This window comes from Microcoleus sp. S28C3 (genome assembly GCF_036700785.1).
In the GTDB taxonomy this organism is placed as follows: domain Bacteria; phylum Cyanobacteriota; class Cyanobacteriia; order Cyanobacteriales; family Microcoleaceae; genus Microcoleus; species Microcoleus asticus.
In genome coordinates, this window is the sequence record NZ_JAUBPO010000251.1 from 1 (window position 1) to 2,589 (window position 2,589).

Here is a 2,589-nt window from a genome sequence, read left to right on the forward strand (position 1 = left end):
TACCCTATTTGGCAGCTTGGGAAATGATTGTTTGATTGGAGGTTTGGGGAGCGATCGATTCCTCTTAGGACTTGATGTCGGAACGGATACCATTTTAGACTTTGAAGACGACAAAGATTTGCTCAAACTTGCTAGCGGTATCACCTTCTCTCAATTAGCAATTACTCAAAGTAACAGTGCAACTTTAATCCGGTTTGTCCCAACCGGGGCAATCTTGGCATCTCTAAGCGGGATATCAGCGAGTCAAATTAATGCTGCCGACTGCACTTTCATCTAAAACAGTCCTGGACGCATAAACTCTATTTGTAGGGTGCATCTCGATCTAGCTTCTCAATTTTTGCTTGTTTCCTCAAAAGACTCCGACCCCAAAGGACTCGGAATCCAACCTTGAATATTCTTGCGTTTCCCTAAAAGCGGCTGCGAATGTACGATCGGCAAACGCACAGCTTCCCCATGCAAAATCTCGCTAACTTCCGCATAAATTTTCGCCCTAGTTGCTTTATCCCCACTCGCCCTCCCCCGATCCAAAAGTTCCAGAACTTTCGGATTTTTCCAATTTCCCAAATCCGCCGTCGAACCCGGCCCGAAGTGAGGATAATAAAAATTGTCTGGATCGCCGTAATCTCCAATCCAACCCATCATAAAAGCTTGAAAGCCGGGAGGCTTGAGCCGATCGGCTAAATAAGCAGACCAATCCTTTGTCAGCAATTTGACCCGAATCCCGATCGCGCTCAAATCCGCCGCAAAAGCCTCAGCAATCGGCTTCGGCGTGGGAAAATAGGGACGGCTGACGGGCATATACCACAAATCCAAATCAAAACCGTTCGGATAACCGGCTTTCGCGAGCATTGCTTTAGCTTGCTGCGGGTTAAATTCATAATCTTTAACTCGATCGGACTCTGCCCAATTCAGCGCAGGCGGGATAAATTCCGAGTCGTGTTTTCCGAGTTCTCCCCAGAAAGCTTTGACTATTGCTGGCTTGTTAATTGTTTGGGCGATCGCCCGCCTCACTTCCGGTTTTGATAATGGTTCGTAACTGGGATTTAAGGCTAAATAACCGACATTAAAAGAAGGTCGTACCACAGTTTCTAAATTAGTATCTGCTTGAACCTCTTTCAATTGATCCGGCGTTAAATCTACCGTAAAATCAAGTTGTTCGGCTCTCAATTGAGCCAATCTCGCCGCCGGATCGTCAACAAAACGAATTACCAATTGATTGACTTTTGGTGTGCCAGGTTTCCAATAATTTGGATTTTTATCCAAAACAATGCGATCGCCCGATCCCCATTCCTTAAACACAAAAGGCCCCGTACCCACCGCCAGCGACCCCGGAGTGCCGTATTTAGCACCCGCTTTTTTCACCGCCGCCGGACTTGCCATCCCGAAATAACCGGAACCTATCGCCGAGGGAAAAGCAGCAAAAGGTTGATTTAAAACAAACTTAATTGTAGACTTATCAACAACTGCTACATCTTTTACCAGGGAAGTTTTATCTCCCTTAAAGCCACCAAAAAAATCTTTCCAAATTTGATATGTCTTGCCCGATTCTCGATAACCGTTAGGATTTTTCGCATCCCACCAGCGATCCACATTAAACTTAACAGCTTCCGCATCAAAATTTGTGCCGTCGTGAAATTTGACCCCGGAACGCAATTTAAAAGTCCAAGTTTTGCTATCTGTAGAACTTGACCATTCAGTAGCGAGACTCGGCTCAAGTTCCACAGTTCCCGGTTTGAAATCAGTCAAGCGATTGTAAATTTGGTCAATAACAATCACCGAATTGCCATCCGTAATATTTCCCGGTTCCAGATTGACCGGCTGCCCACCCGCACCGTAGACTAAAGCTCCCGGTGGTACTGCGGCAGGAGTTGTCGGAGTTGGAGAATTATTGCTAACGGTGTTTGAGGTAGTGCTGCAATTTGAGAGAATTACAGCCATCCCAAAAACTAAACCTAATAAAACTAAACGCCAGGATTTTAACAATCTCATCTCAATAGCTCCTGTTTAATAGTAAATTGTACTCATGTAATAATAAAATGGTAATTCTCCCCGGCTCTTCCCTCTGCGAACTCTGCGCTCTCTGCGGTTAATTTAATTAATTCTATCAGGACTTACGCAACTGTCACAAGCACTAGCGGCTAAGCCACACCATCCGCCCAAAAACAAGACCCCAAAAATAGTTAGGATAGAACTGGAGTTGGCCAGTTCTATCCTAACTATTTCTGGACCTATCAAGCAGCTTTTTATCCAAAAAACTTTAGCCGTTTCAACCACTTCTGCCAGTATTCCAGCAATTGTTCGCGTTCCAACACAAATATTTCCGCATCTTCATCGGGAAGAGCCACAACAATCAAAGCATTAACAATTTTATTACCAAACACAGTCTCACCATAGCATCGATTAATTGCCCCACCATAAGCAACTAACTGTAAAGGCTTGTCGTAGAGTTTTGCTAATCGCAGTTTAGGTTCTTCAGCAGTCGTCCACTCAATAGTGCATGGAACACCTAAATCAATACTCCGGACAGTTTTTAAAGAGGGATACGATCGCTTTTGCAGCAGAGAAGTGAAAAAAGTGAGTGCAATCTGA

General features: G+C 44.6%; 2 protein-coding genes and 1 pseudogene. 1 reads left to right on the plus strand and 2 read right to left on the minus strand.

Going from position 1 to position 2,589, the window contains the following annotated elements:
* A pseudogene (locus QUA13_RS32175) lies at nucleotides 1-277 on the plus strand (calcium-binding protein); the annotation flags it as partial.
* Between the two features lie 53 nt (nucleotides 278-330).
* Here QUA13_RS32175 and QUA13_RS32180 read toward each other — a convergent pair.
* Both QUA13_RS32180 and QUA13_RS32185 read right to left on the minus strand, forming a co-directional pair.
* Nucleotides 331-1,989 (minus strand): ABC transporter substrate-binding protein, encoded by a 1,659-nt coding sequence (locus QUA13_RS32180; protein ID WP_333205118.1) that lies wholly within the window; start codon nucleotides 1,987-1,989, stop codon nucleotides 331-333.
* A 254-nt stretch (nucleotides 1,990-2,243) separates the two neighbouring features.
* On the minus strand, nucleotides 2,244-2,589 hold a 346-nt coding region (locus QUA13_RS32185; RefSeq protein ID WP_333205120.1), incomplete at its 5' end, for a hypothetical protein.